Here is a 24,930-nt window from a genome sequence, read left to right on the forward strand (position 1 = left end):
CGCTGCGCTCACGAAGATTCCGGTGGCTGAAACGGGTGAGCGGCATGTCGAGCAGCGACCTCGATGCCCTGCTGAGAGTGACCTCCAGCACCTACAAGGGCGAAGGGCCCCCGGACATCGCGTTCGGCACCTACGACGGCGCGGTGGGCAGGCTGGTGCTCGCGGTGACCGGCAAGGGCATCGCGGCCTGCAGTTTCGAGGCCGAGAACACCGTGTTCGAGCGGGTGGCCAAGGAGGTCGGCACGTTCATCGGGCCCGACGCCCGCCGCCTCGACCCGGTGCGCCGGGAGCTCGACGCGTACTTCTCCGGCCGGCTGCGCACCTTCGCCACGCCGGTCGACCTCGCGCTGGCCACGCCGTTCGCCCGTACCGTGCTGCAGAAGACCATGGCCGTGCCCTACGGCACGACCACGACGTACGAGGAGATCGGCGCGAGCATCGGGCGGCCGCGCGCCCTGCGCGCGGTGGGCAACGCGGTCGGCGCCAACCCCGTGTGCGTGATCGTGCCCTGTCATCGGGTGGTCCGTGAGGACGGCGAGCTCGGCGACTACGCCGGAGGCGTGGCCGCCAAGCAGCACCTGCTCAACGTCGAACGCCGGGCCTCAGCGGGCCGCTGAGCGACGCCGGCCGAGCACGCCGATGACCAGCGTCACCACGGCCGCGACCAGCGCGCCGCCGAGCGCGCCGTTCATCCACGGCTCCCGCGTGAAGCCGACGGCGTCGCGGGCCGACGCCCAGAAGCCGTCCCAGCCCGCGACCGTGGGCGTCGAGGTGGTGAACCAGTAGGCGGCGAAGCCCAGCGCCCACGGCAGCAGCATCAGCCAGCGCGAGGGCGCGTCCTCGGCGGTGTTCCAGCGGGCGGCGCCGCCGAGCACGAAGTAGTCGACGGCCAGCACCGCGAACATCGGCACGAACACCGCGCCGATCACCCCGAGGAACGCGCCGTAGGAGGTGACGTCCACGACCAGGGCGATCGCGGTGGTGAGCACGCCGATCGCGGTGGAGACGATCCGGCGGTCGACCTTCGGCATCAGGTTCTGCAGCGAGACGGTGGTGGAGTAGACGTTGGCGAAGGACTGGTCGGTCTCGCGCAGCACCAGGATGCCGAAGAACAGCGCGCCCAGCGGCGCCGCGACGAACGGCTGGAAGACGACCATGCCGTCGGCCGCGACCGCCTGGGCGCCCGCGATGGCCACCGCGTACACGCCGAGGGCCAGGCAGGCCACCTGGGCGACGGTGTAGCCGCCGACGACCCCGGTGAAGGCGGCCCTGCTGGAACGCGAGTGCCTGGCGAAGTCGGCGGCCATCGGCACCCACGACACCGACAGGGCGATGACGTAGTCGACGGCCGGGGCGAAGGCCGTCCACGACCCGCCCGCGTACGTCGGCGCCTCGCCCAGGAACGACACGGTGAACCAGATCAGCGACACGATCACGCCGGCGGTCACGTACCGGCGCAGCAGCCTGATCGATCCGAGCGGCCAGACGGCGAGCGCGGTGGTCAGCACCCCCGCCACCACCACCCACACCTGGTACGGGACGCTCCCGAAGATCGCGTTCGCGGCCTTGGCGATCACCCAGAGCTCGAAGGCCCCCCAGCCGAGCATCTGCACGATGTTCAGCACGGACGGGACGTACGACATCTTCGCCCCGAACAGCCCGCGCAGCAGCACCATCGCCGGCCGCCCGGTCTGCGTGCCGGGGATGGCCGACAGGCCGACCATGGCCGTGCCGATGAGGCTGCCGACCACGGCGGCCGTGAGCGCGGCCACCAGGCTGAGCGGCGCGTTGCCCAGAGGGTCGATCAGGACGAGCGCGCCGGAGAAGCCGAGGAGGCTGACACCGAGGTTGGCCCAGAGCGCGCCCTGGTCGAGGACGCCGAGGGTCTTGGGGGGCGCGCCGTCAAGGGTCAGCGGAACTTCGTCGACGACATGCGTCATCGCACACTCCCTACGCCGGCATTACCCGGACAGGTTCAGGCGGTCGGCAGCGGCTGTGTTGCTGCCCTCTCAGCCCGGCACCCCGAGCTCCCGCGACTATGCAGTTGGCGCCCTCATCATGCCTCAATGGCGGCGGAACCGCCACAGTGGGGCATTCAGGCCACGAAAGGATCCTGCCCGGTCTCGCTGACCATCGGACGGCGCGCGAACTCCCACGACTGCATGCCGCCGCCCACGTTGACGGCGTCGCGCCCGAGCTGGTTGAGCCACGCCGTGACCTGCATCGACCGGCCGCCGACCCGGCACACCACGTAGACCGTGCGGTCGGCGGGCACCTCCTCGACCCGGCCCTGGATCTGCGACATCGGGATGTGCACGGCCTCGGGGGCGTGGCCGGCGAGCCATTCGTCCTGCTCGCGGACGTCGAGCAGGTAGGCGTTGTCGGGAACGGCGGTGACGTCGATCTCTGGAACGGTCATGCCTCCATCATCCCGCGCCTGGGACCCTACTTGAGCAGGCGCGACATCCGCCGGTCGGCCAGCGGCTTGCCGCCCGTCTGGCAGGTCGGGCAGTACTGGAGCGCGGAGTCGGCGAAGGACACCTCGCGGATGGTGTCGCCGCACACGTCGCACGGCTGGCCGGCCCGGTTGTGCACGCGCAGCCCGGACTTCTTCTCCGCCTTGAGGTCTTTGGCGGCCAGCCCGTGCGCCCGTTCGACGGCGTCGCGCAACGTCGTCACGATGGCCTCGTGCAGGTCGGCGATCTGCGCGTCGGTCAGCGTCGCGGCGATCTTGAACGGTGACATCCTCGCCGCGTGCAGCACCTCGTCGGAGTAGGCGTTGCCGATGCCCGCGATCACCTTCTGGTCGCGCAGCAGCCCCTTGATCTGGGTGCGGTTGCCGCCGACGATGCGCTTGAGCGCCTCGACGGTGAAGGCGTCGTCGAGCGGGTCGGGGCCCAGGGCGGCGACGCCGGGCACGTCCTCCGGTTTGTCGGTGACGTAGACGGCCAGCCGTTTCTGCGTGCCGGCCTCGGTCAGCTCGAACCCGGGGGCCAGGCCGTCGTCGTCGGGCGCCAGCCGTACGCGGACGGCCAGCGGCCCCTTGCCCGGCCGCACCGGCCGCGCGCCGGTCAGGTCGTCGCGCCAGCGCAGCCAGCCGGCGCGGGCCAGATGGATGATCAGGTGCAGGCCGTCGCAGTCGAGGTCGATGAACTTGCCGTGCCTCGACACGCCCGTGACGGTGAGCCCGCCGAGCGCGGTGACCGGCGGGTCGAACGTCTTGAGCGCCTGGAAGCCGACGACGTCTACGCCGGCGATCGAGCGGCCGACCGCCCGCTCGCGCAGGAAGTTGGTGAGCGACTCCACCTCGGGAAGTTCCGGCATGCCCCCAGGGTATGGCGCGTACCGGACCGGCACGCGACTACGGCACGTCCCAGAAGGCGAGCTCGTGTGCCATGCCCTCGGCAAACAGCGCCTCCGCCCGTACGGGGTCGGGGTCGGCCTCGTCGATCATCTGCCCGATCCGTACGGTCAGCGCCGCGAACGCCGGGTCGGCGTAGGTGTCCACCCAGGCCCGGTAGCGCGGCTCGGCGGGCGGGTTCTCGGCGAGGATCTTCCCAAGACTCGAATATCCCCACATACACGGATAAAGCGCCGCCAGCCCCTCCCCGTACGACCCCGCCGCCTTCAGCAGGAACGCCGTGTACGCCGCACACGCCGGCCCCTTCACCGCATTGTCCAGATCGGCCCCGAACTCCGCCGACAACGACCGATGCAGACGCAGTTCGTCGTGGTACGTCGAGTACGCCAGATCCACCAGGTCGCCCAGATGCCCGTCCGGCGCCTGCCAGGCCAGCCTGGAGAACACCCGCACGTAGTCGAGCAGGTACAGGTAGTCCTGCTCCAGCCAGGACCGGAAGACCGGCTCGGCCAGGTCGCCGCGCCCGATGCCGGCCACCGTGGGATGGTCGAGCTGCGCCTGGAGCAAGGGCCGGCCGATCGCGTGAAGTCTTTCCGAAATGCTCATGCTGGGAGGTTAGTGTCGGGACATGACCGTGACGATCGCTGAAGAACTCCTCCTCCTCGCCCACGACGAGGCAGAAGGCAAGCAGCTCATCGGGGGCGTGCAGCTCGACCCCGCGCTCGGCGGCGCGATCCTCGCCGAGCTGGCCGCCGCGGGCCGCGTCGAACTGGCCGACGACAAGGTGACGGTGACGGACCCCACCCCGCTGGGGGACGCCGAGCTCGACGCCGCCCTCGCCCGCATGGCCGAGGACGGCAAGACCAGGAAGCCCGCGTGGTGGGTGCAGCGGCTGCAGTCGGACAAGCTGCGCAGGCGCCTGCTCACCAGGCTCGCCGAGGCGGGCGTGCTGGCCGAGGAGCGCGGCCGGGTCCTGGGCGTCTTCCCGACCACGCGGTGGCCGGAGGCGGACCCTCAGGTGGAGGCCGACGTGCGCGAACGCGTCACGGCCGTCCTCGCGGGCGCCGACCCCGACGAGCGCACCGCCACGCTCATCGCGATCATGCACGCGGCGAAGCTCGACCGCAAAGCCTTCCCGGGCGCCGACCGCAAGCGCGTCAAGGAGATCGCCGAGGGCGAGTGGGCCGGCCAGGCGGTCGCCAAGACGATCACCGCCATCACCGCGGCCATCGCCGCCACCGCCTCCACCGCCGCGGTCGTCGCCGCCACCACGACCTGAGCCGGGCCCGGCTGCTCCCGCGAGGCTCGCGCCTACGCGGGAAGCGGGTCAACCGGCGTCGACGATCTCCTTCGGCACCGGCTTGTCGGCCTTCAGCGCGTCGAAGAGGGCCAGCGCCTTGAGCCGGTCCCACTTGACCGCCGCACCGCCGCCGGCGACGATCTCGTTCCCGCCGAACGGCACCACCGTCGTGACCGGGCTGTCGCCCATCGCCAGCCCCAGCGAGAGCATGTCGAACGCGCCCGTGCTGGAGTCGACCTCGACCGCGTCCGTGGCGCTCATGGCCAGCGGGATCGAGGTGAACGGGTTGATCAGTACGCCCGGGCTGGCGGCCTTCTTCACCACCGCGCCGAGGAACTGCCGCTGCCGCTTGGTGCGCTCGAAGTCCGGCAGCGCGCCGCCCTTGCGGGTGCGTACGTAGCCGAGGGCCTGGGCGCCGTTGAGCACCTGCTTGCCCTTCTTGAGCTTGAGCCCGGCCTTGGGGTCGTCGACGTCGGCCCGGACGTTGATCTCGACGCCGCCGATGGCGTCCACGATGTCCACGAAGCCGGCGAAGCCGATCTCCATGTAGTTGTCGACGTGCACGCCGGTGACCGTCTCGACCGTGCGGACCAGCAGCTTCGGCCCGCCGGACGCGTACGCCGCGTTGAGCTTGTCGCGCCCGCGCCCCGGAATGGTCACCGCCGAGTCGCGCGGAAGGCTGACCAGGGTGGGCTTGTCGCCGTTGTCGGAGATGTGCAGCAGCATCATCGAGTCGGTGCGCTGCCCGACCGCGCGCCCGGTGGCCAGCTTCTTGCGCTCGGCCGCGGTCAGGCCCTTGCGGCTGTCGGAGCCGACCAGCAGCCAGTTGGTGCCGGGTGTGTCGGCGGGCCGGCCCTCGTAGTCGTCGAGCACCCCGTCGATGCCGGCCAGCCGGGAGTCGATCCAGAAGAACAGGCCCACGGCCGCCACCAGGAGCAGCGCGACCAGGCCCGCGACGATCTTCAGGACGGTCCGGCCGCGCACCCGCGGCCCCCTGGGCCCGCGCGGCTCCTTCGGCGCGGGCTCGCCCGCCGCCCTGAGCGGTTTGACCGGGCTGCTCCCGGCGCGCTCGCGTCCGTAGACCTTGCCCGACCGGGAAGGCGGCGGAGGCGGCGGCGACTGCTGGTCCTCGGAGTAGGCGGGCAGCTTGGACGTGGCCGCGTTCGGCACGCCCGGCGGGACCCGGTGGGCGGGTGCGCCGCCGGAGCGCGGCCCGTCGCCGGGCCTCGGCGGCAGCGGGCGGCCGTCGCCCGGCGAGCGCATGGCCCGCGTACGGTCGTCCTCAGACACTTCGCCTTCTTCCCTTCGGTATGCCATAGACGCTACGTCCAACCCCCTGGCAGTGAAGACATCTCACCAAGTTTCTTCCACGGACAAGTACACACAACTGGCGGAGAGTCACTGCGGAAACATAGACGCGGACTGCGTCGTTAGCGTTATGGACGACCTCTATCGAAGGGATGATCGTGTCCGCTCCGGACTCGTGGAGTCTTGGCCCGTGCCTCGGCACGGGTTTCTCTGAGGGCTCACTCAGGTGAGCGCCTATCTCGGCCTGCTGGCCCTTTTCCTGCTCACCGCCGCCACCGGGTACTTCGTCGCCCAGGAGTTCGCCTTCGTCGCCGCCGACCGGGGCCTCCTGCGCGAGCAGGCCGCGGCCGGTGACACCCAGGCCGAAAAGGCACTGCAGGTGACCTCCCGGCTCTCGTTCATGCTCTCGGGCGCCCAGCTCGGCATCACCGTCACGGCCCTGCTCGTCGGCTTCCTGGCCGAGCCGGCCATCTCCGTCCTGGTACGGCCCTGGCTCGACGGCACGGGCCTGCCCGACGCGGCGATCACGGGGCTGTCCGTGGCCGCCGGCGTGTTCGTGGCGACCGTGGTCCAGATGGTGCTCGGCGAGCTGGCGCCGAAGAACCTCGGCATCGCCAGGCCCGAGCCGGTGGCCAAGTTCCTGGCCGGCTCCACGCTGGTCTACCTGGCGGTCGTGGGGCCGGTGGTCAAGCTGTTCGACTCGGCCGCCACCGGGCTGCTCCGCCGCGTCGGCATCGAGCCGGTCGAGGAGGTCGAGCACGGGGCCACCCCCGAGGAGCTCTCCCGGATCATCGAGGAGTCGACCCAGGCGGGCGAGCTGCCCCCGAGGTTGTCGGAGCTGCTGGAGCGCGCCCTGGAGTTCGGCGACCACAGCGCCGAGGAGATCATGGTGCCGCGCCCCCGCGTGGTGGCGCTGCGCGACTCCCAGCCCATCTCCGAGCTGCTGGAGGTCATGCGCGAACGCGGCCACTCCCGCTACCCCGTCGTCGGCGACGACGGCGACGTGGTGGGCGTGACGGGCGTGCGCGAGCTGCTGGAGTCCGGCCTGGACGAGGGCCTGGTCGCCAGCATCACCCGCCCCGCGCTGCTGGTGCCCGACTCGCTGCCGCTGCCGGCCGTCCTCGACCGGATGCGGGCGGCCAACGACGACATCGTCTGCGTCATCGACGAGTACGGCGGCCTGGCCGGTGTGCTCACCGTCGAGGACCTGGCCGAGGAGCTGGTCGGCGAGCTCGTCGACGAGAACGACCCCGAGCCCGCGGGCGCCGTGGAGCGGCCCGGCGGCGTCTGGGAGGTGCCCGGCTGGCTCAGGCTGGACGAGGTCGAGCGCGCGACCGGCGTCGCGCTGCCGGAGAGCGACGACTACGACACCCTCGCCGGCCTGGTGCTGGCCCGACTGGGCCGGATGCCCGACCCCGGCGACGTGGTGACCGTCCCGATCGAGGGGGACGCCGACCCGTTCGCCGACGACGCGGCCGAGCACCTGGCCGAGCTGACCGTCATGTCGCTCAACCGCCGGGTGCCCGAATGGGTGCGGCTCGCGCCCGTGCAGCACGCGGAGGCGTCCCGATGACGATGATCCTGGTCAGCCTCGCGCTGCTGTTCTTCAACGCGCTGTTCGTGGCCGCCGAGTTCGCGTTCGTCTCCTCCAGGCGGCACCGTCTGGAGGAGATGGCCTCGGGCGGCAACCGCCTGGTCCGGGTCGCGGCCAAGTCGGCCGTGGGCGGCGGGCGTCAGCTCTCGCTCATGCTGGCCGGCGCGCAGCTCGGCATCACGCTGTGCACGCTGGGCCTCGGCCAGGTCACCGAGCCGGCCATCGAGCACTTCCTGGAGCCGGTCTTCGCCGCCGTCGGCGTGCCGGAGTCGCTGCGCATGCCGATCGCGCTGACGATCGCGCTGACGCTGGTGACGTTCCTGCACATGGTGGTGGGCGAGATGGCCCCCAAGTCGTGGGCGCTGACGCACCCCGAGCGGGCGGCGCTGGTTCTGACGCTGCCGTTCCGCGGGTTCACCCAGCTCATGCGCCCGCTGCTGTCGTCGCTGAACGCGCTGACCAACCTCATCCTGCGCCTGTTCGGCGTCCAGCCGCGCGACGAGCTGGCCACCACCAGGACGCCCCGGCAGCTCGCCATGCTGGTGGGCGAGTCGGGCCGGATGGGCCTGCTCGACCGGGAGGAGCACGACCTGCTCACCCGCGCGCTGCGGCTGCAGGCCGAGGGCATCGAGCGGCTGATGGTGCCGATCGACCGGGCCGTGAAGGTGCCGCCGGCCGCCGGGTCGGCCCAGATCAGGGCCAGGGCGGCGGGCAGCGGCCACCTGCGGCTGCTGGTGGGCGGCCCGGCCGGCATCGAGGGCGTCCTGCACGCCCGTGACGCCCTCCTGCAGCCCACGCGTACGGCCGGTGAGCTCGCCAGGCCGCTGCCGAGGCTGGCGTGCGTCACGCAGGTCCCCGAGGCCGTGACGGCCCTTCAGGAGGCCCGCGCGCACCTGGCGCTGGTCACCGGCCAGGGCGGCGCGGTCATCGGCATGGTGAGCCTCACGGACCTCCTGGGCGAGCTCCTGGACACCAAGGCCGCCTCGCGCGCCTACTCCCCGGCGGCGAACCCGTCGAGGTAGGCGGCGTGCTGCGCCCGCTCGGCCTCGACGAGCGGGTGCGGCTCGGCGTAGACGTGTTCGAAGATCGCCGAAGGGGCGGGGTCGGGCAGTTCGAGGAGCCGCCTGCGCAGCTCGGCCCCGACCTTGGCGGCGTCGGCCTCGACCGCGCGGAAGAAGTCGTCGCCGGTGCCGGCCGCGGTCAGGTACGCCCTGACCCGCTCGATGGGGTCGCGCCGCCGCCACGCCTCGACGTCGTCCTTGGCCCGGTAGCGGGTGGGGTCGTCGGAGGTGGTGTGCGCCCCCATCCGGTACGTGAACGCCTCGACGAGCGTGGGCCCCTGCCCCGACCGGGCGTCGGCCAGCGCCTTGCGCGTGACCGCGAGACAGGCCAGCACGTCGTTCCCGTCGACCCGGACGCCGGGGAACCCGAAGCCCTCGGCCCGGCGGTACAGCGGGATCCGCGACTGGCGTTCCTGGGGCTCGGAGATCGCCCACTGGTTGTTCTGGCAGAAGAACACGATCGGCGCGTGACAGGCGCCGGCGAAGACGAACGCCTCGTTCACGTCGCCCTGGGAGGTGGCGCCGTCGCCGAAGTAGACGATGGTCGCCCCGGCCTTGTCGGTGCCGATGACGCCGTCGCGCTGCATGCCCATCGCGTAACCGGTGGCGTGCAGCGCCTGCGTCCCGATGACGATCGTGTACAGGAAGAAGTTGTGCCGGGACGGGTCCCAGCCGCCGTGGTTGACGCCGCGCCACATGGCGACCACGTCGAGGGGGTCCATCCCGCGGCAGTAGGCGACCCCGTGCTCCCGGTAGGAGGGGAAGACGGCGTCCAGATCGCCGACCGCGCGCCCGGAGCCGACCTGGGCGGCCTCCTGCCCGAGCAGGGACGTCCACAGCCCCAGCTCCCCCTGCCGCGCGAGCGCGACCGCCTCGGAGTCGATCTGCCGGACGGTCACGAGATCCCGATAGAGGTCCCGGATCTCGTCATCCGAGACGACCAGCGGATATTCCGGATGCTCCACGCGCTCACCTGAGGGCGTGAGCAGCTGAACCATCGAGTCATCCATGTGCGGCAACCCCCTGAACAGAAACCCAGCGGCCACAGTTTGCCGTAGCCCTCAGGATCACCCGAACTCGCCCACCACACCAATGTGACCTAAATCACGCAAGCCACCGGAAAGTTCCCTGCAAGCCGCCTGACCTAAAGTCCAAGAGCCACGTCACAAGAAAGAAATCCCAGGACCCTTGCGCAGCAAGACCCGGTACGAAACCGTGGGCCAGACCCAGAAACCAGGGGCCAAGCCCAAAAACCAGGGGCCAGGCCCAGGAGACGAGCAACCCTCATGGACGGGGGTCCGGGGGAGAATCCCCCGAACGCTTGTCCCCCTGGGGGTCCGGGGGTTATCCCCCGGGCAGATATGACGAGGGGACCCGAGGAAGCCGACCTGTAAGGCCGGCGACCAAGGATCCCCTAGTCACCGAGTGGGCGAGGAGGGATTTGAACCCTCACGTCCTTTCGGACACACGGACCTGAACCGTGCGCGTCTGCCGTTCCGCCACCCGCCCGTTTGTGGGTGCGGAGAAACAGTAGCACGGAACAGCCACTGGTACTGAACCCGGATACGATCGCAGAAGACACGGAAGCGGAGGAGCTGGGCGCGACTGGCAACGAGCGTCACGACGCCGCCACGTGGGACGAGCGGAAACCGGGCGCCGGAAGCGTCTGGGGCCGCGATCATATGCAGGGAAGAAGGGAGGTACCCGGTGGGAGTCCTTCAGCGCTTCGAGCGAAGGCTCGAAGGCTTGGTTGAGGGGGCCTTTGCGCGGGCGTTCAAATCTGACCTTCAGCCGGTCGAGGTCGCCAGCGCGGTTCAACGGGAGATGGACGAGCGGGCGGCGATCGTCGCACAGGGCCGGACGCTCGTGCCCAACGACTTCGTGGTGGAGCTGTCCACGACCGACAGCGAACGGCTTGAGGTCTACGCCGACAGCATCAGCCACGAGCTGGCCAACCTCGCCAGGGAGTACGCCAAGGAACAGGGCTACTCCTTCGTGGGACCGGTCCGGGTGCGCTTCGAGACCGCCGGAGACCTGGCTGTGGGCCTGTTCCGCATCCGGTCCGGCGTCATCCGCGGCGCGACGGTCGAGCAGGACGAGATCCGCCAGCCGGCGAGCGACCTGCCCCCGTCCAGGCCCGGGGCCTTCAACGGGCGGCCCAGGCTGCTCGTCTCCACCCAGGACGACCCGCAGGGCGACCGCTCCTACGAGCTCACCACGCCGGTGACCTTGCTGGGCAGGGGCACCGACTGCGATCTTCGTCTTGTCGATCCGGGAGTGTCGCGGCACCATGCGGAGCTGCGCGTCGAGGGGCAGCTCGTGGCCCTCGTCGATCTCGGTTCGACGAACGGTACCTTCGTCAACGGCCAGCCGGTACGCAGAATCGAGCTCCAGAACGGCACGCGAGTGACGCTGGGACGCACGACTCTGGTGTTCCGGCGCGATTAGGGGTAGACAGACGGTCCATGTCCGAGCTCACGCTGCTGCTGATCCGGCTCGCCTTCCTGGCGGTGCTGTGGTTTTTCGTCATTGCCGCAGTCGGCGTGATCCGGACTGACTTGTTCGGTTCACGCACGGCTCCCGCGGGCCCGCGCAAAGCCGTGAAGCCCGCCAAACCGGTGGCCAAGCCCAAGAGCAAGAAGGGCGAGCCACGCCAGCTCATCGTTACCGGTGGCCCATTGCAGGGCACCACCATTAACCTCACGGAGACGCCCATCACCATTGGCCGGGCGAACGACGCCACGCTGGTAGTCAGCGACGACTACGCATCCAGCCGGCATGCCCGGCTCTTCCCTCAGGACGGTCAATGGATCGTGGAAGATCTCGGTTCGACCAACGGCACGTATCTCGACCGCTCGAAAGTCACCCGTCCGACCCCGGTGCCGCTCGGTGTTCCGATCCGCGTCGGCAAGACAGTCATTGAATTGCGCAAATGACCATCGCACTCCGCTACGCCGCCCGCTCGGACGTCGGCCTCCTCCGCGAAGGGAACGAGGACTCGGCGTACGCTAGCGGCCGCCTGCTGGCCGTCGCCGACGGCATGGGCGGGCACGCACACGGCGAGGTGGCGAGCTCTGTCGCCATCGCCGCCATGGCCTCTCTGGAAGAGGCCCAACAGGGGGGTGACCTGCTCAACGCCATCGAGGCAGCGGTGCGCGACGCCAATCGCCGGCTGCACGAGATGGTCGGGCGGGATCCCAGCCTCAAAGGCATGGGCACGACGCTCACCGCCATGCTCTGGAACGGCACCCAGGTAGCCCTGGTGCACGTGGGCGACTCGCGCGCCTACCTCCTGAGACGCGGCGAGCTCTACCAGATCACCCATGACCACACCCTGGTGCAGCAGCTCGTCGACGACGGGCGCATCACGCCCGAAGAGGCGGCCACGCACCCCCAACGATCGATCCTGCTGCGCGCGCTCGACGGCAGCGGCGAGGTCGATCCCGACCTCACCCTGCGCGAGGCGCAGGTGGGCGACCGCTACCTGCTCTGTTCCGACGGCCTGTCGGGCGTGGTGAGCGCCGAGACGCTGCACGCCACGCTGACCAACATCGACGACCCCGAAGAGGTGGTCCGCCAGCTCATCGATCTGGCGAACCGGGGCGGTGGGCCCGACAACATCACGTGCGTGCTCGCCGACGTGCTGGAGATCAGCGACGGCCAGGAAGTCCCCGTGGAGGCGGCGGTCGTCGGCGCCGCGGGGATGACCAGGCTACGAGGAGGCGCCCCGGAGACCCAGCCGGGGCGATTGAGCGCGGTGACCGCACCCCAGCCGGCGATCACCGACGGTGACGACTTCGACGAGCCGGTCGCGCAGGCGACCCGGCGGTCGGGGCGGCGCCGTCGTGTGTGGCCCGTGCTGGTCACCGTGCTCGGGGTGGGCGCCGTCGCCTTGGGCGCCGGCGGTTACCTCGGATGGCAGTGGACCCAGGACCAGTTCTTCGTCGGTGCCAGGGGCGACGAAGTGGTCATCTTCCAGGGGATCAAGCAGGAGGTGGGGCCGATCGAGTTCTTCCACGTGGAGAAGCGCACCGGCCGTCCGCTCTCCAAGCTGTCCCCGGCGGATCAGGCCCTGATCAAGAGCGGCATACCCGTCACCGACGTCAACGAAGGCGTGACGAAGATAAACGGATTGAAGTTCTCCCAGGACGACAAGGGCGACACAGGCGACACGAGCTCCACCACGGCCACGTCCCCGACTCCCTCCGCCACCAAGACGAAATCGCAATAAATGGCAGAAATGCTCGCGACCCCCGTCCCGATGCCGGCCAAACGGCGGGTGGCCCAGCTGGTCCTGCTCGCCATGGCGGTGCTGATCATCATGGGCGCCTACGCCAACGTCGGCCTGGCCGTCGACGGCAAGGTGCCGGCCGGCATGCTGGCCTACGGCCTGGGCCTCGGCGGCCTGATGCTGGCGGCCTACCTGGTGCTGGCCAAGTTCGCGCCATGGGCCGATCCGCTGATCCTGCCGCTGGTGACCCTGATCAACGGCCTCGGGCTGGTGATGATCTACCGGCTGGAGTCGGCCGACATGAAGGGCGCCTCCGCGGCCAACCAGATCATGTGGACCGGCGTCGGCGTCGTGATGTTCTCGATCACGCTGATCGTGCTGCGCGACCACCGTATGCTGCAACGCCTCACGTACACGGCGGGCGCGGTGGGCCTGGTGCTGCTGGCGATCCCGGCGCTGCTGCCCGGCTCGCTCAGCGAGGTCCAGGGCGCCAAGATCTGGATCCGCGTCGGCGGCTTCTCCATCCAGCCGGGCGAGTTCGCCAAGCTGGCGCTGGTGGTCTTCTTCGCCGGTTACCTGGTGGCCAAGCGCGACGTGCTGGCGCTGGCCGGGCGGCGGCTGCTCTTCATCGACCTGCCGCGCGCCCGCGACCTCGGCCCGGTCCTGGTCACCTGGGGCCTCAGCCTGCTGGTGCTGGTCTTCGAGAAGGACCTCGGCACCTCGCTGCTGCTGTTCGGCACGTTCATCGCGATGCTCTACATCGCCACCCAGCGCACCTCGTGGGTGCTCATCGGCATCCTGCTGTTCGTCGGCGGCGCCTTCCTCGCCGGGCAGGTCTTCGACCACGTCGGCGCGCGTTTCGACGCCTGGCTCGACCCGAGCGACCCGGTCAACTTCGGCACCGCCCCCATCTGCCTGGAGGACCCGCCGGGCGACCCGATGTGCAGCAAGAGCTACCAGATCATGCAGGGGCTGTTCGGGTTCGGCGCGGGCGGCATCCTCGGCACCGGGCTCGGCCAGGGCCACCCCGATCTGATCCCGCTGAGCTTCTCCGACTTCATCTTCGCCGCGACCGGCGAGGAGCTCGGGCTGACCGGCCTGATGGCGCTGCTCATGCTCTACGCGCTGCTGGTCGAGCGCGGCCTGCGCACCTCGCTCGTGGCCCGCGACCCGTTCTCGAAGCTGCTGGCCGGCGGCCTGTCGTTCATCCTGGCCTGGCAGGTGTTCATCATCGTCGGCGGCGTGACGAACCTCATCCCGCTGACCGGCCTGGTCACCCCGTTCATGTCGCAGGGCGGCTCGGCGCTGCTGGCTAACTGGATCCTTATCGCGCTGCTGATACGCATGTCAGACGCGGCGCGACGGCCCCCGCCCCAGGCGATCCAGAACGAAGGACTCACCCAGGTGTTCCAGCGATGAACAGCACTCTGAAGCGTGCGGCCGTGGCCTGCCTGGTCATGTTCGCGCTCCTGATGATCAACGTGAACATCCTCCAGGCGGTCCGGGCCGACGACTACCGCTCCAACCCGAGCAACCGCCGCAACTACTACGAGCGCTACGCCGTCGAGCGCGGCCGCATCACCGCCGGCGGCAAGGTGATCGCCCAGTCGGTGGAGACCGACAGCAAGAACTTCAGGTTCGTCAGGAAGTACACCGACGGGAAGCTCTACGCGCACGTCACGGGCTACTTCTCGCCCGAGAGCGCGAGCGCGATCGAGGGGGCCGAGAACAAGCTGCTCGACGGCTCCAGCGCCGACCTGCTGCTGCGGCGCAGCATCGACCTGTTCACGGGCGAGCCGACCAGGGGCGCGAACGTCGACCTCACGATCAACCCCAAGGCGCAGAAGGCGGCCTACGACGCGCTGCGCGCCAGCGGCAAGCGCGGCGCGCTGGTGGCGCTCGACCCGCGGACGGGCGGGATCCTGGCGATGGTGTCGCTGCCCACCTTCGACCCGGCCGAGCTGTCGGGCACCGACAAGGGCACGGTGTTCACCCGGTACAACCAGCTGGACAAGGACAAGAGCCAGCCGCTGCTCAACCGGGCCATCGCCCAGACGTACCCGCCGGGGTCGACGTTCAAGGTGGTGACGGCGGCGGCGTACCTGGAGGACGACTCCTCGCGCGGCGGCGACACCACGGTGGACGCGCCGCAGCGGCTGCCGCTGCCCAACACGAACATCAGCCTGCCCAACTACGGCGGCGCGGCCTGCGGCGCCGGCCAGGTACCGCTCGTGTACGCGCTGGAGAAGTCCTGCAACACGCCGTTCGCCAAGATCGGCATGCAGCTGGGCTACGACAAGCTCAACGAGCAGACCGAGAAGTTCGGCATGGGCAAGCAGATCGGCGTGCCGATGTCGGTGGCCCAGAGCGACTTCGGCAGCAAGTACGACGACGCCGCGCTCGCGATGGCCTCGATCGGTCAGCGCGACAACCGGATGACGCCCCTGCAGATGGCCATGATCGCGGCCGGCATCGCCAACGACGGCAAGGTGATGAAGCCGTACCTGGTGAACAAGATCACCGACTCCAAGAACGACGTCATGGAGGAGGCCAAGCCCGAGGAGCTGACCGAGGCGGTCAGTTCCGAGACGGCGGCCAAGCTGCGCGACATGATGGTCAGCGTGGTCAAGAACGGCACGGCCAACCTCGCGCAGGTGCCGGGCGTCCAGGTGGGTGGCAAGACCGGCACCGCGGAGACCGCCGACGGCGCGCCGCCGCACGCCTGGTTCATCTCCTTCGCGCCCGCCGAGGACCCGAAGGTGGCGCTGGCGGTCATCGTCGAGTCGGGCGCGGCCAACGTCGGCGCGGAGGCCACGGGCGGTCACACCGCCGCCCCGATCGCAAAGGCTGTGCTGGAGGCGGTGCTGAACAAGTGAGTGACGGTAACGTGCTGGGTCATGCGGCTCCGTAACCGCTACCTCCTGCTCTCCCGCATCGCCACGGGCGGTATGGGAGAGGTGTGGCGCGCCCGTGACGAGCTCCTGGGCCGCGAGGTCGCGGTCAAGATCCTGCGCAGTCACATGCACGCCGACCCCACGTTCCGCGAGCGCTTCCGCAACGAGGCGCGGCTCACCGCCGCCCTGGCCGATCCCGGGGTGGCCCAGATCTTCGACTACGGCGAGCAGAGCGACCTGGCCTATCTCGTGATGGAGCTGGTGCACGGCGAGCCGCTGTCGGCGATCCTGGGGCGCAACGGCGCGCTCGGGCCCGAGGTGGCCCTCGACGTGGTGCACCAGACCGCCAAGGCGCTGCACGCGGCCCACTCCTCCGGGATCATCCACAGGGACGTCAAGCCCGGCAACCTGCTGGTCACCCGCGAGGGCACGATCAAGGTGACCGACTTCGGCATCGCCCGCGCCCTGGAGGCGGCGCCCGTCACGCAGACCGGCACCGTCCTCGGCACGGCCCAGTACGTCAGCCCCGAGCAGGCCCAGGGCTTCCCGCTCACGCCCGCGACCGACCTGTACTCGCTGGGCGTGGTGGCCTACGAGTGCCTGGCCGGCCACACGCCGTTCCGGGCCGACAGCCAGGTGGCGATCGCGCTGCTGCACCTCAACGAGCAGCCGCCGCCGCTCGGCGCGGACGTGCCCGTCCCGGTGCGCGACCTGGTCATGACGCTGCTGTCCAAGGAGCCGGGGATGCGTCCGGCCTCGGCGCTGGAGGCGGCCGACCGGGCGTACGTGCTGCGTCAGTCGCTGGTCGAGGGCGTCGAGCAGGGCGCCGACCTGAGCATGTACACCGATCCGGCGGGTTTCCGGGTGCGCGAGCCGGCCACGGAGGACCAGCGGGCGACCGAGAGCCTCGCCCCGGCCACGACGGTCCAGAGCCCGCCCGATCCGCCGGCCCGCGGCCGCCGCGGCGCGCGGACGCTGGCGCTGGTCGCGACGGCCGGCTGCGTGGCCGCGGTGGGGCTGAGCGCGATCACGTTCGCCAACCGCGATACGACGCCGCCGCCCCTGCCGGAGATCGCCGAGCCCAGCCACTCCCCGATGCAGTCGCCCGAGCTGCTCAGGCCCACGCGGGTGAAGAAGCACACGCGCCGACCCCCTGCGCTTCCGGTGAAGTCGACGCGGCCGGTACCCTCGCGGTCGGCTACGGTAAGCAAGTCGGCTACTCCCACGAAGAAGCCGACACCGAAGCCAACCCCGACCACCCGTACCCCGACTCCCACCCCCACCACCCCAACGCCCAGCAGGACACCGACAACTCCGACACCAACCGCTTCGCCGGACCCGGGTGGCACAAACCCGCCGAAGGAGGAGACGTGATGCGCTACGGGGTCGATGATGGACACCGGCGGCCCCCCGAGCAGGCCGGTACCCAAGATGAACGGTAAGGGACAGTGCAGGAAATGACTCAGCCTCGGCTACTCGGAGGTCGTTACGAGCTCGACGGTGTCGTCGGGCGCGGCGGCATGGCCGAGGTGTATCGCGCCCGAGACATCCGGCTGGACCGCATAGTCGCGATCAAGACCCTCCGCTCCGACCTGGCGCGCGATCACACCTTCCAGGCCCGCTTCCGCCGCGAGGCGCAGTCGGCGGCCTCACTGAACCACCCCGCCGTCGTCGCGGTCTACGACACCGGCGAAGACGTCACCGACGGCACCCCGGTGCCCTACATCGTGATGGAGTACGTCGACGGCCGGACGCTGCGCGACCTGCTGCGCCAGGACCGCCGGCTGCTGCCCGAGCGGGCGGCCGAGCTGGTCGACGGCATCCTGCGCGCGCTCGACTACAGCCACCGCGGCGGCATCGTCCACCGTGACATCAAGCCGGCCAACGTGATGATCACGCGCGCCGGCGACGTCAAGGTGATGGACTTCGGCATCGCGCGCGCGATGGCCGACTCGGCCGCCACCATGACCCAGACGGCGCAGGTGATAGGGACCGCCCAGTACCTGTCGCCCGAGCAGGCCCGCGGCGAGCGCGTCGACGCCCGCAGCGACATCTACTCCACCGGCTGCGTGCTGTACGAGCTGCTCACCGGCCAGCCGCCGTTCACCGGCGACTCCCCGGTGGCGATCGCCTACCAGCACGTCCGCGAAGAGCCGATCCCGCCCTCGCAGATCGACCGCGAGATCCCGGCGTGGGCCGACGCGATCGTGCTCAAGGCCATGGCCAAGGACCCGGCCCACCGCTACCAGAACGCCGGTGAGATGCGGGCCGACATCCAGCGAGCCATGTCCGGCATGCCGGTCGACGCCCAGACGATGGCGATGACCGGGAACTTCAACCAGGGCACCCGCATGATGACCGCCACCCAGGCGGCCCAGGGCCCGGCCACGCAGCGCACCGGCGCGGTCCCGCCGTACGAGTACGGCGACGGCGACGGCACCCGTGTGGGGCGGCGCAGGGCCTCCGGCGGCGGCGGCAACGCGGTCAAGACAGCGTTGTGGATCATCATCCCGCTGCTGATCATCGGCGCCTTCGTCACGGTCGGCTACCTGGTGTTCGGCACCAAGACCACGCCCACCGACGCCTCGGTCACCATCCCGGCCCTGGCCACGCAGAAGCTGGATCCCGCGCAGAAGGCGCTCGTCACCCTGGGACTGAAGCCCGAGGTGGTGCAGGAGGCCAGCGACGAGTTCGGCAAGGGCACGGTGATCCGCACCGAGCCGGCGGAGGGCGAGAAGGTCGAGAAGGGCGCCACGGTCAAGCTGGTCGTGTCCAAGGGCAAGGAGAAGGTCGCCGTCCCCGACGGGCTCATCGGCATGAGCACCCAGGACGCGATGAAGGCCCTCGACGACGTCGGCCTGAAGGGCGTGGTCAAGACCAAGCAGTCCGCCAAGCCCCAGGGCAAGGTCTTCGAGACCAAGCCGGCGGCCGGCACCGAGATCGAGAAGGACGCCAGCGTCACCCTCTACGTGCCGTTCGAGCTCACCGAGCTGCCCGACGTGACCGGCTACACCCAGAAGGACGCCATCGCCGCGCTCAAGGGCGCCGGTTTCAAGGTGAAGGTGTCGCCGCAGGCCGACAACCAGGCCGAGGGCACGGTCATCCAGCAGAACCCGGGCGCGGGCCAGAAGCTGCCGCCGAACACGACGATCACGATCGTGGTGTCCACCGGCCCCGAGACGGCTCCGCCGCCCACCAACGAGCAGCCCACCGACGAACCGACCGACGACCAGACGGACTTCCCGTCCGACGAGCCGACCGAGGACAACCCGATCGGCGACGACGGCCTCAACGGCTGACCGAGCACCCAGGGCCGCCCTCCCCACGCGGGAAGGGCGGCCCTTCGGCGTTCCCCAAGCACGAAAGAACGCCCCCGCCGCTCGGGGGCAACGGCGGGGGCGTTCCTTTGGTAGTCGCTCTGTGCGAGCCGGGCGTTACACGATCCCGCGCAGCCAGTTCCCGAGCAGCCGGTGGCCGTGCTCGGACAGCACCGACTCCGGGTGGAACTGGATGCCCTCGATGGGCGCCCGGCGGTGGCGCAGGCCCATGATGACCCCGTCGTCGGTGCGGGCGGTCACGTCGAGGACCTCGGGGACGGTCTCCGGCAGCACGGCGAGCGAGTGGTAGCGGGTCATCGGCACCGGCGACGGCAGGCCCTCGAAGACCCCCTTGCCGTCGTGGTGCACCGCGCTGGTGCGGCCGTGGACCAGCTCGGGCGCGCGGGCCACGGTGGCGCCGAAGGCGACCGCGATGGCCTGGTGGCCGAGACAGACGCCGAGCAGGGGCGTGCCGCGCTCGGCCGCGCGCAGCACCAGGGGCACGCTCACGCCGGCCGCCTCCGGGGTGCCCGGCCCGGGGCTGACGAGCACGCCGTCGAAGGCGTCGCCGTCGCGCACGCCCACGACGTCGCGGGGGCGCACGTCGCAGTCGGCGCCCAGCACGCGCAGGTACTGGACGATCGTGTGGACGAAGCTGTCGTGGTTGTCCACGACCAGCACGCGGGTCATCTTCTTACGGTCACCTCGTCGAGCGTCACCGCCGGCTCCAGGAGCGGAAACACGGCATACCAGAGTACGACCCCCACGACCGCGACCAGCACGGCGGCCACCAGCACCTTGCGACGGGTGTCGCCGGGCAGTCTGCGCCAGATCCAGCCGTACATGTCAGTCCTTTCTGAGCTCGGTCTTCTTGAGCACGCCGTACACGATGAGACGCTGGGCGGCGGAGTACTCGGGATGGCAGGTGGAGAGGGTGATGTAGGCGCGGATGGGACGGATGTCGGGCTTGCCGGGGACGGGGGCGAGCACCTCCACCTCCGTGGGCTCCACGACGTCCTGGGACGTGACGCGGTAGGTGTAGCGGGCCTCGCGGGCGTCCACGATGATCTCGTCGCCGCGTTCGAGCTCGTCGAGCTCCTTGAACGGGGCCGCGTACGTGGTCCGGTGGCCCGAGACCACGAAGTTGCCGACCTGGCCGGGCATGGCGCTGTCGGGGTAGTGTCCCGGGCCCTTCTTCAGGTGCTCGGCGTCCACGCCCTCGACGATGGCGTACCGGTAGTCGCGGCCGAGCCTCGGGATGCTCAGCATGGCGACGGCCTTGCCGAGCTCGATGTTGTCGATGCGGCCGCGGTCGCGCTCCGCCTTCTCGGCGGCCAGCTCGCGCTGGAGCAGCAACTGCTGGCTCTTGGTGTAGGCGCCGGTGCCCCAGAGCAGGTAGGCGCAGAACAACATGAGGACCAGGCCGGCGGTGATGCTCAGCTCCCCCACGGCCCGGAAGATGGACCGCATGTCGTCAGCGTATTCATGACATCTCCCGACGTGGGGGATCGCCATGTCGTGCGCGTGGCGACTATCCTGGGGCACGCTTCAACTACGCTTAACGAAGAGCCTGTGGACGATCCGGAAGCCCAGGCCCTCAGCAGGAGTTACCCAGTGCCCAAGTCCAAGGCTCGCAAGAAGGCGGTTTACACCCCGCCGCAGAAGTCCCAGCAGGTCAAGGTCAGCCCGCGCTGGCTGGCGCCCACCATGGTGGTGTCCTGGATCATCGGCATCCTGTGGATCGCGATCTACTACGTCGCCCCGCAGGCGCCCTTCTTCAGCGACCTCCAGAACTGGAACCTGCTGATCGGGTTTGTCTTCATCATCTTCGGTGTGGTTCTTTCCACCCGCTGGCGTTAGTTCTTTCCACAGTCTTTTCCACAGCCTGGGGAAGTCAGATCGAGCTCAGGATCGCCGAGGTCCGGGCCATCACGAGCACGGCTAGCACGGCCAGCGCTCCCGCGATCGCCAGCACCTGCCACAGGGTCCGGTTGTTCTTGGGGGCGTAGGCCATCGCTCCCGCCAGCACCGAGCCGGTGATCAGGCCGCCGACGTGCCCGGTCCAGCTGATGCCGGGGAACACGAAGGTGATCACCAGGTTGATCACGATGAGCATGGCGATGCCGCGTACGTCCATGTTGAGCTTTCGGCCCACCACGAAGACGGCGCCGAAGAGGCCGAAGATGGCGCCGGACGCGCCCACGGTCGGCTGGCCGAGCGGGTCGAGCCAGAGGCTGAGCACGCTGCCGCCGACGGCGCTGACGAGGTAGAGGGCCGTGTAGCGCACGTGACCGAAGGCGCGCTCCAGATAGGGCCCCACGACGTAGAGCGCCCAGCAGTTGAACAGGATGTGGAAGACGCCGGCGTGCACGAACGCGGCGCTGACCAGCCGGTAGTAGTCGCCGAAGACCGCCACTCCGGCCGGCCACATCTGCAGCGCCCCGGTGACGGCGGGCACGAGGTACTGGGCGCCGAAGACGAGGACGTTGAGGGCCAGGATGGCCCAGGTGACGTACGGCGTGCCGACGACCTGGCCGCCGAAGGTGGAGCGGGCCTGGCGGAAGCCCTGGTTGCCCTGGGCGACGCATTCGGGGCACTGGAAGCCCACGGCGGCGTCGCGCATGCAGTCGGGGCAGATGGGCCGGTCACAGCGCTGGCAGCGGACCCAGGTCTCCCTGCCGGGATGCCGGTAGCACGTGGGGACCGCCTCGGCGGGCTGCTCGGGCTGCGAGGGCGGGCTGGGCGGCTGGCTGGTCATGTCCAGAGCCTATGACGTACCGGACCCAGCTGTGTGCCGTCGATCAGGGCTGTGACATGCCTGCCCGAAGGGGGCGGGACCCGTGGGTGGCCCGCCCCCGTCAGGGACGGGCTCAGCCCTGTACGCGCTCGATGGTGACCGACTCCAGGACGACGTCCTGGACGGGACGGTCGCGCCGGTCGGTGTCGGTCTTGGCGATGGCGTCGACGACGTCCTGGCCCTCGACGACCTCACCGAAGATCGTGTGCTTGCCGTTGAGATGCGGCGTGGGCACGACCGTGATGAAGAACTGCGAGCCGTTGGTGCCCCTGCCGCCCCGGACGCCCGCGTTGGCCATGGCCAGCAGGTAGGGCCGGTTGAAGTAGAGGTCGGGGTGGATCTCGTCGTCGAACTCGTAGCCGGGGCCGCCGATGCCCTGGCCGAGCGGGTCGCCGCCCTGGATCATGAAACCGGAGATGACCCGGTGGAAGACGGTCCCGTCGTACAGCCGGGCCGTGCTCTTCTCGCCCGACTCCGGATGCGTCCACTCGCGGGTGCCCTCGGCGAGCTCCACGAAGTTGCGGACGGTCTTCGGCGCCTGGTTCGGGAAAAGCTCGACCTTGATATCGCCGCGATTGGTCTTCAGTTTTGCGATCAGCTTCTCAGCCACGAGACAGCTGCCCCCCTCTATGTACAGGGTTGTATGTGATGTTCTGCGGAATATGGCCGTTCGGCCTCCTGAGCCATCCTCCCATGGACCGCCATGATTGAGCCGCCTTGTCCAGGGAAGGTCAAGCGCGGGGCCCCAACGACAGGGGAGGTTGTCGTGTCCCTGACACTGAAGAGACGCCGCGTGGTAATAGAGGTACCCGCCACGTGGATGGGCCGCATGAAGGCCCAGGCCGTCAAGACCGGCCATCGCATGGCGCCAATGGCGGACCAGGCCAAGGTGGCCACCGCACAGCGCATCGAAGACGCCCGTTACTGGGCGGCGCCCAGGCTCGACGCCGCGGCGCACGGGTTCGAGGATCAGGTCGCCCCCAAGGTCAGCAGGATGCTGTCGGCGGCGGCCAGGAGAATCGATCCGAAACCGTCCCGGTCACGGCGGTGGCCGACGATGGTGCTGCTGACCGGTCTTGCGGTCGGCGCGATCGGCTACATGGCCTACCGCCGCAACGCCCAGCAGTGGACCGAGCACATGAAGGACTCTGCCTCCGATGCATCACGCTGGGTCGGTGAGAAGGCGGACAGGACCGCGCATTCGGCGGACCGGATGGCGTCCAACGTGCAGAACAAGACGGACCAGGCATCGCACAACATGCCCTGATCCGGACTGGAAGCGCGCCCCCGCTCTCGTGAGAGCGGGGGCGCGCTTTCGCGTTCTGGCCCGTTGACGTTTCACCAAGCGCTTGCTACAAACCCGGGCATGGCGCTGTCACCGCTCGACGATCACCCCGTGCACCAGACCGCCCAGGTCATGCGGCACGTCGCCACCTCCGACCGCAACTTCTACGACCGCTACTACTTCAACTGCCATGCCGGCACCGACGAGCTCATGCTGATCGTCGGCCTCGGCCAGTACCCCAACCTCGGCGTCACCGACGCCTTCGCCTGCGTACGGCACGGCGACCTGCACCGGGTCGTGCGGGCCTCGCGCGAGCTGGGCCCTGACCGGATGGACACCAGGATCGGCCCCTTCCGGGTCGAGGTGATCGAAGGGCTCAAGCGGCTCCGGGTGATCCTGGAGCCGACCGAGCATGGCCTGTCCTTCGAGCTCGACTGGGAGGGGACGATCCCGGCGACCCTCGAACCCCGCCATTTCCTGCGCCGGCAGGAACGGGTGATGTTCGACTCGGTGCGGCTCGCCCAGACCGGCCGCTGGTCCGGCAGCATCACCGTCGGCGACCAGGTGATCCCGGTCACCCCCGACCGCTGGCTCGGCACCAGGGACCGGTCATGGGGTGTGCGGCCGGTGGGCGAGCCCGAGCCGCCCGGCATCCAGGCCAACAGCCCCGGCACGTTCTACTGGCTGTACACGCCGATGAAGTTCGACGACCACGCCATCCTGTGCATCGTCCAGGAGGACCACCGTGGCCGGCGGCTGCTGGAGGAGGCCGTACGCGTCTGGACGGACGGGCGGGAGGAGGAGTACCTCGGCCGGCCGGACTACCGCCCGGTCTACGCCTCGGGCACCCGGGACGTCGTGGACGCCGTGATCGCCTTCTCGCCGCCCGGCGGCAGGCCGTTCGAGGTGCGCTGCACGCCGGTGCTGCCGGTGCACCTCATGGCCGGCACCGGATACGGGCTGGAGCCGGAGTGGCGGCACGGCATGTACCAGGGGCCGGGGACGGTCGTGCAGGGGGTGACGTACCGGCTGCCCGACGACGCCGCCAGGATGTGGGGCCTGGTCGACGCCGTCGGCCGCTTCGAGTACGACGGGCTCGTCGGCCACGGCCTGTTCGAGTACTGGGCGCTCGGCCCGCACCCGTCGTTCCCCGGGTGAACTACTTGACGGACTCGGCGGGGGCGCAGACGATGCGGACGACCTTGCTGGGGTCGTCCAGCTTCACGGCGCCCGGGGGAAGCTCGGTCGCGGGCAGCGCCGGGAGCACCCGCGCCGCCTCGCCTTCAGGAAGGGCGGCGGGCCCGGTCTCGGCATCGGTCAGGGGCGTCGCCGGGACGGCGGGCACGGCCTCGCCCTCGGGAAGGGTGGCGCTCGGCGTGGTGGGCGCGGCCTCGGTGCCGGACTGAGGGGCGGCCGGGGCGGAGGGGGTGGCCGGGGTGGCCTCGGTGCTGGTCCGGGGTGCGAGCTCGATCACGCGGCCCCGCTCGGCCTTGAGCTCCGGCGCGCCGTCCGCCCGCTCCCCCTTCTCGTCGCGCATGACGAACACGCGGGCCGCCGGGCCGTCGGCGAGCTTGACCTCCTTGCCGTCAGGCGTCCGGCAGGACACAGCCATAGTGGTGGTGGTGGTGGCGTCGGGGGCGGGGGTCCCGTCGGCCAGGGCGGAGCCGCCCAGGCCCGCGAGCGCGAGCACCCCCACCGTGCCGAGGACCGCGAGACGTCGCTTGAACATGCAATCTCCTCAGTGGGATCCATCCGAACGCCCCGAGCGTGCTCGCCCGCACC

At 70.2% G+C, this 24,930-nt stretch carries 26 protein-coding genes, 1 tRNA gene and 1 riboswitch; of the genes, 14 read left to right on the top strand and 13 right to left on the bottom strand.

The genetic code is table 11. The annotated features are described in order from the left end of the window. Positions 1–44: 44 nt before the first annotated feature. Positions 45–617 carry a methylated-DNA--[protein]-cysteine S-methyltransferase gene (locus AB0J71_RS26660; RefSeq protein WP_357982973.1) on the top strand — a complete coding sequence of 191 codons (573 nt, stop codon included), beginning with the start codon at positions 45–47 and terminating at the stop codon, positions 615–617. Here AB0J71_RS26660 and AB0J71_RS26665 read toward each other — a convergent pair. The 4 genes from AB0J71_RS26665 to AB0J71_RS26680 form a co-directional block, all read right to left on the bottom strand. Continuing rightward, complete coding sequence (locus AB0J71_RS26665) at positions 603–1,940, bottom strand: cytosine permease (protein ID WP_364416546.1); 1,338 nt, start codon at positions 1,938–1,940, stop codon at positions 603–605. The genes AB0J71_RS26660 and AB0J71_RS26665 overlap by 15 nt on opposite strands. Beyond that, a riboswitch (TPP riboswitch) is annotated at positions 1,931–2,044 on the bottom strand. Its footprint overlaps the gene before it by 10 nt. Positions 2,045–2,095: 51 nt before the next feature. Continuing rightward, entirely contained in the window at positions 2,096–2,419 is a 324-nt protein-coding gene (locus AB0J71_RS26670) for a rhodanese-like domain-containing protein (RefSeq protein ID WP_364416548.1), read from the bottom strand. Between the two features lie 26 nt (positions 2,420–2,445). Then, positions 2,446–3,324 carry a DNA-formamidopyrimidine glycosylase family protein gene (locus tag AB0J71_RS26675; protein ID WP_352318276.1) on the bottom strand — a complete coding sequence of 293 codons (879 nt, stop codon included), beginning with the start codon at positions 3,322–3,324 and terminating at the stop codon, positions 2,446–2,448. Between the two features lie 37 nt (positions 3,325–3,361). Next, positions 3,362–3,967 (bottom strand): TenA family protein, encoded by a 606-nt coding sequence (locus tag AB0J71_RS26680; protein WP_364416551.1) that lies wholly within the window; start codon positions 3,965–3,967, stop codon positions 3,362–3,364. Positions 3,968–3,989: 22 nt separating this feature from the next. On the opposite strand from AB0J71_RS26680, the gene AB0J71_RS26685 reads away from it, so the two are divergent. Beyond that, positions 3,990–4,640 (top strand): GPP34 family phosphoprotein, encoded by a 651-nt coding sequence (locus tag AB0J71_RS26685; RefSeq protein WP_364416553.1) that lies wholly within the window; start codon positions 3,990–3,992, stop codon positions 4,638–4,640. A 48-nt stretch (positions 4,641–4,688) separates the two neighbouring features. Here the strand turns inward: AB0J71_RS26685 and AB0J71_RS26690 are convergent, their stop codons facing one another. Beyond that, positions 4,689–5,951, bottom strand: coding sequence for an LCP family protein (locus tag AB0J71_RS26690; RefSeq protein WP_352318281.1), 1,263 nt, complete (start codon positions 5,949–5,951; stop codon positions 4,689–4,691). 244 nt (positions 5,952–6,195) lie between these two features. Between AB0J71_RS26690 and AB0J71_RS26695 the strand changes: the two genes are divergently transcribed. Then, positions 6,196–7,542, top strand: coding sequence for a hemolysin family protein (locus AB0J71_RS26695; protein ID WP_352318283.1), 1,347 nt, complete (start codon positions 6,196–6,198; stop codon positions 7,540–7,542). Continuing rightward, positions 7,539–8,585 carry a hemolysin family protein gene (locus tag AB0J71_RS26700; protein ID WP_364416555.1) on the top strand — a complete coding sequence of 349 codons (1,047 nt, stop codon included), beginning with the start codon at positions 7,539–7,541 and terminating at the stop codon, positions 8,583–8,585. The genes AB0J71_RS26695 and AB0J71_RS26700 overlap by 4 nt, the downstream gene beginning before the upstream one ends. On the opposite strand, the gene pdhA is transcribed toward AB0J71_RS26700, so the two are convergent. Beyond that, positions 8,555–9,622: a pyruvate dehydrogenase (acetyl-transferring) E1 component subunit alpha gene (gene pdhA / locus AB0J71_RS26705; protein ID WP_352318286.1), complete on the bottom strand. Its 1,068-nt coding sequence runs from the start codon at positions 9,620–9,622 to the stop codon at positions 8,555–8,557. The two genes, AB0J71_RS26700 and pdhA, sit on opposite strands and share 31 nt — an antisense overlap. 428 nt (positions 9,623–10,050) lie before the next feature. Further along, positions 10,051–10,133: transfer RNA gene (locus AB0J71_RS26710), tRNA-Leu, on the bottom strand. 198 nt (positions 10,134–10,331) lie between these two features. Between AB0J71_RS26710 and AB0J71_RS26715 the strand changes: the two genes are divergently transcribed. From AB0J71_RS26715 to pknB, 7 genes are all read left to right on the top strand, one after another. Next, positions 10,332–11,072, top strand: a complete 741-nt coding sequence (locus AB0J71_RS26715; RefSeq protein WP_125640997.1) for a DUF3662 and FHA domain-containing protein — start codon at positions 10,332–10,334, stop codon at positions 11,070–11,072. Positions 11,073–11,089: 17 nt separating this feature from the next. Then, positions 11,090–11,560 (top strand): FHA domain-containing protein, encoded by a 471-nt coding sequence (locus AB0J71_RS26720; protein WP_357693136.1) that lies wholly within the window; start codon positions 11,090–11,092, stop codon positions 11,558–11,560. Further along, on the top strand, positions 11,557–12,855 hold the full coding sequence (locus tag AB0J71_RS26725; RefSeq protein WP_352318290.1) for a Stp1/IreP family PP2C-type Ser/Thr phosphatase: 1,299 nt from the start codon (positions 11,557–11,559) through the stop codon (positions 12,853–12,855). The genes AB0J71_RS26720 and AB0J71_RS26725 overlap by 4 nt, the downstream gene beginning before the upstream one ends. Continuing rightward, on the top strand, positions 12,856–14,274 hold the full coding sequence (locus AB0J71_RS26730) for an FtsW/RodA/SpoVE family cell cycle protein (protein WP_352318292.1): 1,419 nt from the start codon (positions 12,856–12,858) through the stop codon (positions 14,272–14,274). Further along, entirely contained in the window at positions 14,271–15,731 is a 1,461-nt protein-coding gene (locus AB0J71_RS26735) for a penicillin-binding protein 2 (RefSeq protein ID WP_352318294.1), read from the top strand. The genes AB0J71_RS26730 and AB0J71_RS26735 overlap by 4 nt, the downstream gene beginning before the upstream one ends. A gap of 21 nt (positions 15,732–15,752) precedes the next feature. Beyond that, positions 15,753–17,123 carry a protein kinase gene (locus AB0J71_RS26740; protein WP_364416557.1) on the top strand — a complete coding sequence of 457 codons (1,371 nt, stop codon included), beginning with the start codon at positions 15,753–15,755 and terminating at the stop codon, positions 17,121–17,123. 83 nt (positions 17,124–17,206) lie between these two features. Continuing rightward, positions 17,207–19,048, top strand: a complete 1,842-nt coding sequence (pknB, locus tag AB0J71_RS26745; RefSeq protein ID WP_352318296.1) for a Stk1 family PASTA domain-containing Ser/Thr kinase — start codon at positions 17,207–17,209, stop codon at positions 19,046–19,048. A 135-nt stretch (positions 19,049–19,183) separates the two neighbouring features. Here the strand turns inward: pknB and AB0J71_RS26750 are convergent, their stop codons facing one another. The 3 genes from AB0J71_RS26750 to AB0J71_RS26760 are packed head-to-tail and all read right to left on the bottom strand — an operon-like array spanning position 19,184 to position 20,536. Then, the gene (locus AB0J71_RS26750) at positions 19,184–19,756 is read right to left on the bottom strand and encodes a gamma-glutamyl-gamma-aminobutyrate hydrolase family protein (protein WP_352330479.1); all 573 of its coding nucleotides are present in this window, start codon (positions 19,754–19,756) and stop codon (positions 19,184–19,186) included. Then, on the bottom strand, positions 19,753–19,911 hold the full coding sequence (locus AB0J71_RS26755; protein ID WP_352330478.1) for a hypothetical protein: 159 nt from the start codon (positions 19,909–19,911) through the stop codon (positions 19,753–19,755). The genes AB0J71_RS26750 and AB0J71_RS26755 overlap by 4 nt, the downstream gene beginning before the upstream one ends. A gap of 1 nt (position 19,912) precedes the next feature. Next, positions 19,913–20,536 (bottom strand): class E sortase, encoded by a 624-nt coding sequence (locus AB0J71_RS26760; protein WP_352330476.1) that lies wholly within the window; start codon positions 20,534–20,536, stop codon positions 19,913–19,915. A 144-nt stretch (positions 20,537–20,680) separates the two neighbouring features. Between AB0J71_RS26760 and AB0J71_RS26765 the strand changes: the two genes are divergently transcribed. Then, positions 20,681–20,926: a cell division protein CrgA gene (locus AB0J71_RS26765; protein ID WP_125640971.1), complete on the top strand. Its 246-nt coding sequence runs from the start codon at positions 20,681–20,683 to the stop codon at positions 20,924–20,926. A gap of 34 nt (positions 20,927–20,960) precedes the next feature. Here the strand turns inward: AB0J71_RS26765 and AB0J71_RS26770 are convergent, their stop codons facing one another. Both AB0J71_RS26770 and AB0J71_RS26775 read right to left on the bottom strand, forming a co-directional pair. Further along, positions 20,961–21,824, bottom strand: coding sequence for a rhomboid family intramembrane serine protease (locus AB0J71_RS26770; RefSeq protein ID WP_352330474.1), 864 nt, complete (start codon positions 21,822–21,824; stop codon positions 20,961–20,963). 112 nt (positions 21,825–21,936) lie between these two features. Beyond that, entirely contained in the window at positions 21,937–22,473 is a 537-nt protein-coding gene (locus AB0J71_RS26775) for a peptidylprolyl isomerase (protein WP_352330472.1), read from the bottom strand. A gap of 219 nt (positions 22,474–22,692) precedes the next feature. Here AB0J71_RS26775 and AB0J71_RS26780 point away from each other — a divergent pair, with 219 nt between their 5' ends. Further along, positions 22,693–23,130, top strand: a complete 438-nt coding sequence (locus AB0J71_RS26780; protein ID WP_352330470.1) for a hypothetical protein — start codon at positions 22,693–22,695, stop codon at positions 23,128–23,130. A gap of 99 nt (positions 23,131–23,229) precedes the next feature. Beyond that, positions 23,230–24,306: a hypothetical protein gene (locus tag AB0J71_RS26785; protein ID WP_364416559.1), complete on the top strand. Its 1,077-nt coding sequence runs from the start codon at positions 23,230–23,232 to the stop codon at positions 24,304–24,306. 1 nt (position 24,307) lies between these two features. Here AB0J71_RS26785 and AB0J71_RS26790 read toward each other — a convergent pair whose 3' ends face one another. Next, positions 24,308–24,877 (bottom strand): hypothetical protein, encoded by a 570-nt coding sequence (locus tag AB0J71_RS26790; protein WP_364416561.1) that lies wholly within the window; start codon positions 24,875–24,877, stop codon positions 24,308–24,310. Positions 24,878–24,930 lie beyond the last annotated feature (53 nt).

The sequence above is a fragment of the Nonomuraea sp. NPDC049637 genome (assembly GCF_040675235.1).
In the GTDB taxonomy this organism is placed as follows: Bacteria; Actinomycetota; Actinomycetes; order Streptosporangiales; family Streptosporangiaceae; genus Nonomuraea.

What these genes read in the sequence shown, in the direction of transcription:
- AB0J71_RS26770 (WP_352330474.1), bottom strand. Translation starts at nt 21,824, where the DNA reads ATGACCAGCCAGCCGCCCAGCCCGCCCTCGCAGCCCGAGCAGCCCGCC.
- AB0J71_RS26680 (WP_364416551.1), bottom strand. Translation starts at nt 3,967, where the DNA reads ATGAGCATTTCGGAAAGACTTCACGCGATCGGCCGGCCCTTGCTCCAG.
- AB0J71_RS26670 (WP_364416548.1), bottom strand. Translation starts at nt 2,419, where the DNA reads ATGACCGTTCCAGAGATCGACGTCACCGCCGTTCCCGACAACGCCTAC.
- AB0J71_RS26735 (WP_352318294.1), top strand. Translation starts at nt 14,271, where the DNA reads ATGAACAGCACTCTGAAGCGTGCGGCCGTGGCCTGCCTGGTCATGTTC.
- pknB (WP_352318296.1), top strand. Translation starts at nt 17,207, where the DNA reads ATGACTCAGCCTCGGCTACTCGGAGGTCGTTACGAGCTCGACGGTGTC.
- AB0J71_RS26720 (WP_357693136.1), top strand. Translation starts at nt 11,090, where the DNA reads ATGTCCGAGCTCACGCTGCTGCTGATCCGGCTCGCCTTCCTGGCGGTG.
- AB0J71_RS26725 (WP_352318290.1), top strand. Translation starts at nt 11,557, where the DNA reads ATGACCATCGCACTCCGCTACGCCGCCCGCTCGGACGTCGGCCTCCTC.
- AB0J71_RS26665 (WP_364416546.1), bottom strand. Translation starts at nt 1,940, where the DNA reads ATGACGCATGTCGTCGACGAAGTTCCGCTGACCCTTGACGGCGCGCCC.
- AB0J71_RS26660 (WP_357982973.1), top strand. Translation starts at nt 45, where the DNA reads ATGTCGAGCAGCGACCTCGATGCCCTGCTGAGAGTGACCTCCAGCACC.
- AB0J71_RS26685 (WP_364416553.1), top strand. Translation starts at nt 3,990, where the DNA reads ATGACCGTGACGATCGCTGAAGAACTCCTCCTCCTCGCCCACGACGAG.
- pdhA (WP_352318286.1), bottom strand. Translation starts at nt 9,622, where the DNA reads ATGGTTCAGCTGCTCACGCCCTCAGGTGAGCGCGTGGAGCATCCGGAA.
- AB0J71_RS26740 (WP_364416557.1), top strand. Translation starts at nt 15,753, where the DNA reads ATGCGGCTCCGTAACCGCTACCTCCTGCTCTCCCGCATCGCCACGGGC.
- AB0J71_RS26785 (WP_364416559.1), top strand. Translation starts at nt 23,230, where the DNA reads ATGGCGCTGTCACCGCTCGACGATCACCCCGTGCACCAGACCGCCCAG.
- AB0J71_RS26700 (WP_364416555.1), top strand. Translation starts at nt 7,539, where the DNA reads ATGACGATGATCCTGGTCAGCCTCGCGCTGCTGTTCTTCAACGCGCTG.
- AB0J71_RS26790 (WP_364416561.1), bottom strand. Translation starts at nt 24,877, where the DNA reads ATGTTCAAGCGACGTCTCGCGGTCCTCGGCACGGTGGGGGTGCTCGCG.
- AB0J71_RS26675 (WP_352318276.1), bottom strand. Translation starts at nt 3,324, where the DNA reads ATGCCGGAACTTCCCGAGGTGGAGTCGCTCACCAACTTCCTGCGCGAG.
- AB0J71_RS26750 (WP_352330479.1), bottom strand. Translation starts at nt 19,756, where the DNA reads ATGACCCGCGTGCTGGTCGTGGACAACCACGACAGCTTCGTCCACACG.
- AB0J71_RS26755 (WP_352330478.1), bottom strand. Translation starts at nt 19,911, where the DNA reads ATGTACGGCTGGATCTGGCGCAGACTGCCCGGCGACACCCGTCGCAAG.
- AB0J71_RS26780 (WP_352330470.1), top strand. Translation starts at nt 22,693, where the DNA reads ATGAAGGCCCAGGCCGTCAAGACCGGCCATCGCATGGCGCCAATGGCG.
- AB0J71_RS26760 (WP_352330476.1), bottom strand. Translation starts at nt 20,536, where the DNA reads ATGCGGTCCATCTTCCGGGCCGTGGGGGAGCTGAGCATCACCGCCGGC.
- AB0J71_RS26730 (WP_352318292.1), top strand. Translation starts at nt 12,856, where the DNA reads ATGGCAGAAATGCTCGCGACCCCCGTCCCGATGCCGGCCAAACGGCGG.